Origin of the sequence: Streptomyces sp. NPDC059679 (assembly GCF_042734105.1) — a bacterium.
Lineage (GTDB): Bacteria > Actinomycetota > Actinomycetes > Streptomycetales > Streptomycetaceae > Streptomyces.
In genome coordinates, this window is the sequence record NZ_JBHWES010000152.1 from 1 (window position 1) to 6,533 (window position 6,533).

The following is a 6,533-nucleotide window of genomic DNA, read 5'->3' on the forward strand; positions in this document are numbered from 1 at the left end:
CTGCCCGCGGCATCGCTTCCGGTCACTCGCGCCCACACGGCGCAGCCACAGGTCGCCGGGCCTCGTACCCCAGGCGGGCACCCGCCCCGGAAGCTGCGGTGCTCATTGATCACGACCCGATACGCGCCCTGACTCACGATCTCCTTCGACGCCCACCAGCCGGAGCGCTTAGCGCATTTCTGGTCCGGGGTCCTGGGCCTGGAGAGAGCCGATGATTCCTCCGGCGGTGTCGCCCTGATGTCCGGGAATGACGCCGGCTACCGCCTCGGCTTCCGTCCCACCCAAGCGCGGAAGGTCGCCCAGAACCGGCTGCACTTCGACCTGACCAGCTCCTCCCTGGAGGACCAGCGGGAGGCCGTGGCCAGGGCGCTCGGCCTCGGCGCGCAGCACGCCGACGTCGGCCAGGGACCGGACGCGTCCCATGCGGTGCTCGCCGACCCCGAGGGCAACGAGTTCTGTGTCCTCGAGCCGGGCAACAATTTCCTCGCCGGCTGCGGCTTCATCGGAGCGCTCGCCTGCGATGGTTCGCAGGCCGTGGGCTACTTCTGGAGCAAGGCGCTTGGCTGGCCGCTGGTCTGGGACCAGGACGAGGAGACCGCCATCCAGTCGCCGAATGGCGGTACGAAGATCACATGGGGCGGTCCGCCGCTGATGCCGGACCCCGGCAAGGACCTGCACTTCGACCTCGCGCCGGACGGCGATCAGCAGGCGGAGGTCGAGCGCCTGCTCTCCCTCGGGGCGAGGCGTCCCGACTCCGCCCACGGCGAGGACGGCGCGGTGCTGCTGGCCGACCCCGACGGCAACGAGTTCCGCGTGCTCACGCGCCGGTGAAGCCGTAACTCACGGGAGCCGCGGTCCGCTGCTGATCACGCATCAACAGTGCAGCGACCGCCTCCGGGGCCTCATGCATCGCGTCGTGGCCGGTGGGGAGGTCGTGGACCTGCCAGTCGGGATCGGCTTGGAGCCGGGTGCGGAGTTCAGCGAACGGCGTCCGGTCTTCCCATCCCGAGCAGTAGATGAACTCCCGACGGGGGACCTGGGCGAGCGTGCCCGTGAGCCGGATCCTTTGCAGGAACGAGGCGAGGGGATGGGGACGGCGGCGGGGATCGCCGCCGTCCGGCGGTCGGACGGCATAGCCGGTGGCCGCAGCGCCGGCAGCGAACACTTCCCGGAAGTGCTCGTTCGTTGACGACCAGCACGACTCGCCGTCGCGCGGCACGTAGGCGTCGAGCTGTACCAGCCGTGAGATCCGCCCGCCGGCGCGATCGGCCGCGGCGGCCGTCACCATCCCGCCGTAGCTGTGGCCGACCAGCGTCGCGTTGGTGAGGTGGGCGCGATCGAGGAGCCGCAATACGTCGTCGGCGTGCGTGTCGAGGTTGGCGGTCGCCACCGTCGCGTTGTCGTCGTCCGGCCGCAGACCGGTCAGGGTCAGGGCGTGCACGGTATGACCGGCACGCTCCAGCAGCGGAACCACCGCCTCGAACGACCAGGAGCCCTTCCAGCCGCCGGGCACAAGAACGAACGTCGCCATGCGCTTCTTCTCCCTCTCTCAAGCCGCGGCATCGAGGCACGCTGCCTCGATGACATTCCGCATGGAGGAAGTTTCACCAGATCAAGGTGTGGCGGGCTAACGATAGGATGCCAATTGATGCCTGTTCGCCGCCAACCTTCCCCGACCGCCGATGTGACATCACATGTGTGGCCGTCCGGCGGGCGCCACCTCTGGCCATCCGGCGAAACAAGCGAAGTACAGTCGCACGCACGGGGACACCTGGTGTACGCGGCCAGTGGCGTCTTGACGGTTCACACCGAGCGCGGCACGTCGATCGTTCCCGCCAACCGGGTCGCCTGGACCCCCGCCGGGTTCACGCACTATCACCGCGCCCATGGCGACACCGACATGCGCATCGTCTTTCTCACGCCGTCCCTCGCCCGGCTCATACCCGACCATCCGGCCGTGTTCCTGGCCTCCGACCTCGCCCGCGAGGTCCTTCTCGCCCTGACCGGCCCCCGCAACTACGAGGACGCCGCGCCTGACTACAGCCGCTCCGCGCGCTCTCGCCTCCTTCGAGTCCTCGTCGATGAACTCCACGAAGCACACGAACAGCCACTGCACCTGCCGGAGCCACGGGACGACCGACTGCAAGCCATTGCCCGGATGCTGTACGAGACGCCGGCGGACAACGCCACGCTGGCTGAACTCGGGAAGACGATCGGAGCCAGCACCCGCACCCTCAGCCGACTGTTCCGCAACGAACTCGGCATGACCTTCTATGAGTGGCGCACGCAGCTACGCATCTACCACGCACTCGTGCTCCTCGCCGACGGCCACGACACCACCCAAACCGCCTACGCCTGCGGATGGGCCAACCCCAGCGGCTTCATCGCAGCGTTCACCAACATCATCGGAACGACCCCGGGCCGCTACCGGACCAAGTCCTCTGGGTGAGCCGTTTTACCCCGCGCTGTTCGGTGTCCAGCGAAGCGTCATGTCGGGCAGGTTCTCCATGTTGCGATCACCGTCGTTGGTGTCGAGGACGGTGAACCCGTGGCGCTCGTAGAACGCGCGGGCATCGGTGTTCTGCTGAAAGACGTGCAGGGACACCCCGTCAGGGCTGTGCCGCCTGACCTCATCGAGCAGTAGCGTGCCGATGCCCTGCCGACCGACGTCCGGGCGTAGATAGAGGTGTTCGAGCAGGTCACCGTCAAGGGCCGCATAGCCGATGACCTCCGCATCACGCACTGCGACCCAGGTACGGCATCGCTTGAGCAGTACGTCCCGGACCCATCGGGTCACCTGCTCGTGATTGCGCTTCTGCGGGGGCAGATAAGGCATGGTCGCCGACCGCGAGGCCAAATGGATGCGCGCGATCACGGCGGCGTCCGCCTCCTCGGCGAATCGGATCCGAGTCTTGCCGTCATCGCTCATGTCGGGAACTTACTCGATCCGCTTCCGTCAATCGGCGACCGGGTCGCGCAGCTCGAACCAGATGTGCTTGCCGGTGGGGTGGGCGCCGCTTTCCCAGGTGACACCGCAGGCGTGGGCGAGTTGCTTCATGAGGAAGAGGCCGCGGCCGCCTTCCTCGTCGGTCTCCGCCCTGCGCGGGCGGGGGAGGTCGTCCGGGGAGCTGTCGCGTACGGCGATGGTGGCGATGCGGTCCCGTACGAGGGTGTCGATGTGGATGACGGGGGTGGCTGTGTGCTGGTGGACGTTGGTGACCGCCTCCGATACGAGGAGGCGGGCCGTGTCCGCGAGGTCGTCCAGGCCGTTGGCCTGGAGGAGGGCGGCGATCGCATCTCGGCAGGCTTTGGGGCTCTTGGGGGAGTTGGGGGCGCTGAGCCGGTAGGCGTAGGCGGGTTCGGCGACTTCGGGCATGGCGGGTTCTCCCAACGCGATGCGTGATGGTTCCGATGCGCTGTGCTATCGGGACCATACGGCACTGCGATGCACTCGTGCATCCATGTCGGGTGAGATCGTGCATCTGGATCTGAATTCGAGTAGTGTCGCTGGCACACTGTGTGACGGAGTGGGTAGGGAAGGGTCCGTACATGCCGCAGAAGGCAGCCCCCAGTGCGAGGCAGCGCCGCGTGGGCGCGGAGTTGCGCAAGATGCGTGAGCATGCCGGGATGAACGTGGCCCGCGCCGGGGAGCAATTGGGCGCGGACCGTACGCGTATCAGCAACATGGAGGCTGGCCGCCTCGGCGTGAGCGAAGAACGCGTCAGGATGCTGGCCGCCATCTACTCCTGCGGCGACCAGGCGTACGTTGACGCTCTCGCGGCCATGGCCACCGAGCGCGGCCGGGGCTGGTGGGAGGACTACCGGGACCGGGTGACCGTTGACGCGCTCGACTTGGCCGAGCTGGAATTCCACGCCGTGACTCTGCGTGCGGTGCAGATCATGCACGTTCCCGGGTTTCTGCAGACCGAGGACTACGCGAACGCCGTGTTCTCCACCGCCGAACCCGCACACACCCCGACGCAACTGCGGGTCAACGTCTCGTACCGGTTGAGGCGCCGCGAGGTGCTCGATCGAGACAATGCTCCGCAGTGCACCTTCCTTATCCACGAGTCTGCGTTGAGGATGGAATTCGGCGGGCCCAAGGTGGCCCGTGGGCAGTTGGAGCGCCTACTGGAGGCGTCGGAGCGAGACAATGTCACGGTCCGGGCCATCCCCTTCTCGGCCGGAGGCTTTCCGCATGCGGGAGCCTCCGTGGCGTACGTGGGCGGGGTGGTGCCGCAACTGGATACGGTTCAGCTCGACGCGCCCACGGGCGTGACCTTCCTGGACGGGGAGACCCATCTCGTCAACTACCGGAGGATCCTCGACCGGACGGAAGGGCTGGCCCTTACACCTGAAGACACGCGCGATTTCATCCACGCCATCGCACAACGACTCTGAAGGCATCGAGATGTCCGACATACAGTGGCAGAAGTCGTCCTACTCGGCGGACGGCCCCGGCAACGCCTGCGTCGAACTGGCCCACGCCTCCGACGCGGCGATTCTCCTCCGCGAGAGCGACGACCCGCATGTGATCATCACGACGACCCCGGCCGCCTTCCTGGCGCTGATACGAGGGATCAAGACCGGTGACTTCGACGCCCTGGCTGGCTGAGGGTTGGCGGAAGTCCTCGTACTCGGCGGACGGCCCTGGCAACAACTGCGTCGAGCTCGCTCGAACCCCGGACAGCATCCTCCTCCGGGAGAGCGACGAACCCCACACCGTGATCACAACCACCCCTGCCGCCCTCCGCGCGCTCACCCAAGCCGTGAAGGCGGGGCGGTTCGATCATGTGTCCCGCTGAGGGACAATAAGCGCCATGAGTCTGTTCCGCGACGACGGCATCGTGCTGCGCACCCAGAAGCTGGGTGAGGCGGACCGGATCATCACGCTGCTCACCCGTGGTCACGGCCGGGTGCGGGCCGTGGCGCGGGGGGTGCGGCGGACGAAGTCGAAGTTCGGGGCGCGGCTCGAGCCGTTCAGCCATGTCGATGTGCAGTTCTTCTCGCGCGGGGGCGGCGAGCTGGTCGGCCGCGGGCTGCCGCTGTGCACGCAGAGTGAGACCATCGCTCCGTACGGCAGCGCCATCGTGACCGACTACGCCCGCTACACCGCCGGTACGGCGATGCTGGAGACCGCCGAGCGGTTCACCGATCACGAGGGCGAGCCCGCCATGCAGCAGTATCTGCTGCTGGTCGGCGCACTGCGCACGCTCGCCTCGGGGGAGCATGAGCCGCATCTGATCCTGGACGCGTTTCTGCTCCGCTCCCTCGCCGTGAACGGCTACGCGCCGAGTTTCGACAACTGCGCGAAGTGCGGCATGCCCGGACCGAACCGGTTCTTCTCGGTCGGTGCGGGCGGGGTCATCTGCGGGGAGTGCCGGGTGCCCGGAAGCGTCGTACCCTCGGCGGAGGCGTTGATGCTGCTGGGGGCGCTGCTGACCGGGGACTGGGAGACCGCGGACGCGTGCGAGGCTCGGCATGCCCGGGAGGGCAGTGGGCTCGTGGCGGCGTATTTGCACTGGCATCTGGAGCGGGGGCTCCGGTCGCTTCGGTATGTAGAGAAATAAAGCGCGGAAGCTAGTTGAGAGGGAGACGGCAGGCACATGGCACGACGCGGGATTCTGGGCCGACAGCGGCGCGAGTACCGGGCCCCGGACCCGCACCCTTCGGGTGCCCGTCCGCCGAAGATCCCCGGTGAGCTGGTGCCCAAGCATGTGGCCGTCGTCATGGACGGCAATGGCCGCTGGGCCAAGGAGCGCGGGCTGCCGCGTACCGAGGGGCACAAGGTGGGCGAGGGCGTGGTCCTCGATGTGCTCAAGGGGTGTCTGGAGATCGGGGTGAAGAACCTCTCCCTCTACGCCTTCTCCACCGAGAACTGGAAGCGCTCGCCCGACGAGGTGCGCTTCCTGATGAACTTCAACCGGGACGTCATCCGCCGCCGCCGCGACGAGATGGACGAGATGGGCATCCGGATCCGCTGGGCGGGGCGGATGCCGAAGCTGTGGAAGTCCGTGGCGCAGGAGCTCCAGGTCGCGCAGGAGCAGACCAAGGACAACGACGCCATGACGATGTACTTCTGCATGAACTACGGCGGCCGGGCCGAGATCGCGGACGCGGCGAAGGCGCTGGCGGAGGATGTCAGGGCGGGCCGGCTCGACCCGTCGAAGGTGAACGAGAAGACCTTCGCGAAGTACCTCTACTACCCCGATATGCCGGATGTGGATCTCTTCCTGCGGCCCTCGGGCGAGCAGCGCACATCCAACTATCTGATCTGGCAGAGCGCCTACGCGGAGATGGTCTACCAGGACGTGCTCTGGCCGGACTTCGACCGCCGCGACCTGTGGCGGGCCTGCCTGGAGTACGCCTCGCGCGACCGCCGCTTCGGCGGGGCGATCCCGAACGAGGTGCAGCAGAAGGACGGTTCCCAGCCGGGTCCGCAGTAACGTCGACCGACCACCCCGCCGCGCAGGCGGCAGTGACTTTGTGGTGAGTTTGGGACACCGACACGCCGACGCAACGGCGTGTCGGTG

At 67.6% G+C, this 6,533-nt stretch carries 10 protein-coding genes; 7 read left to right on the top strand and 3 right to left on the bottom strand.

The features are described 5' to 3' along the window. Positions 1–138 precede the first annotated feature (138 nt). Entirely contained in the window at positions 139–831 is a 693-nt protein-coding gene (locus ACFV2X_RS55065) for a VOC family protein (RefSeq protein ID WP_385631773.1), read from the top strand. Here the strand turns inward: ACFV2X_RS55065 and ACFV2X_RS55070 are convergent. Further along, positions 818–1,531 (bottom strand): alpha/beta fold hydrolase, encoded by a 714-nt coding sequence (locus ACFV2X_RS55070; protein WP_385631756.1) that lies wholly within the window; start codon positions 1,529–1,531, stop codon positions 818–820. The genes ACFV2X_RS55065 and ACFV2X_RS55070 overlap by 14 nt on opposite strands. Positions 1,532–1,795: 264 nt before the next feature. On the opposite strand from ACFV2X_RS55070, the gene ACFV2X_RS55075 reads away from it, so the two are divergent. Then, complete coding sequence (locus ACFV2X_RS55075) at positions 1,796–2,449, top strand: AraC family transcriptional regulator (RefSeq protein WP_385631759.1); 654 nt, start codon at positions 1,796–1,798, stop codon at positions 2,447–2,449. 6 nt (positions 2,450–2,455) lie between these two features. Here the strand turns inward: ACFV2X_RS55075 and ACFV2X_RS55080 are convergent, their stop codons facing one another. Further along, complete coding sequence (locus ACFV2X_RS55080) at positions 2,456–2,929, bottom strand: GNAT family N-acetyltransferase (RefSeq protein ID WP_385631760.1); 474 nt, start codon at positions 2,927–2,929, stop codon at positions 2,456–2,458. 27 nt (positions 2,930–2,956) lie between these two features. Beyond that, positions 2,957–3,376, bottom strand: a complete 420-nt coding sequence (locus ACFV2X_RS55085; protein WP_385631763.1) for an ATP-binding protein — start codon at positions 3,374–3,376, stop codon at positions 2,957–2,959. Between the two features lie 173 nt (positions 3,377–3,549). Between ACFV2X_RS55085 and ACFV2X_RS55090 the strand changes: the two genes are divergently transcribed. The 5 genes from ACFV2X_RS55090 to ACFV2X_RS55110 are packed head-to-tail and all read left to right on the top strand — an operon-like array spanning position 3,550 to position 6,446. After that, entirely contained in the window at positions 3,550–4,401 is an 852-nt protein-coding gene (locus tag ACFV2X_RS55090; RefSeq protein WP_385631765.1) for a helix-turn-helix domain-containing protein, read from the top strand. A gap of 10 nt (positions 4,402–4,411) precedes the next feature. Then, a complete protein-coding gene (locus tag ACFV2X_RS55095) occupies positions 4,412–4,615 on the top strand; it encodes a DUF397 domain-containing protein (RefSeq protein ID WP_385631767.1) in 204 nt (67 codons plus the stop codon). Further along, positions 4,590–4,805: a DUF397 domain-containing protein gene (locus tag ACFV2X_RS55100; protein ID WP_385631768.1), complete on the top strand. Its 216-nt coding sequence runs from the start codon at positions 4,590–4,592 to the stop codon at positions 4,803–4,805. The genes ACFV2X_RS55095 and ACFV2X_RS55100 overlap by 26 nt, the downstream gene beginning before the upstream one ends. Positions 4,806–4,820: 15 nt before the next feature. Further along, positions 4,821–5,570 carry a DNA repair protein RecO gene (gene recO / locus ACFV2X_RS55105; RefSeq protein ID WP_014179800.1) on the top strand — a complete coding sequence of 250 codons (750 nt, stop codon included), beginning with the start codon at positions 4,821–4,823 and terminating at the stop codon, positions 5,568–5,570. Positions 5,571–5,606: 36 nt separating this feature from the next. Beyond that, positions 5,607–6,446: an isoprenyl transferase gene (locus tag ACFV2X_RS55110; RefSeq protein WP_385631771.1), complete on the top strand. Its 840-nt coding sequence runs from the start codon at positions 5,607–5,609 to the stop codon at positions 6,444–6,446. The last annotated feature ends 87 nt before the right edge of the window (positions 6,447–6,533 follow it).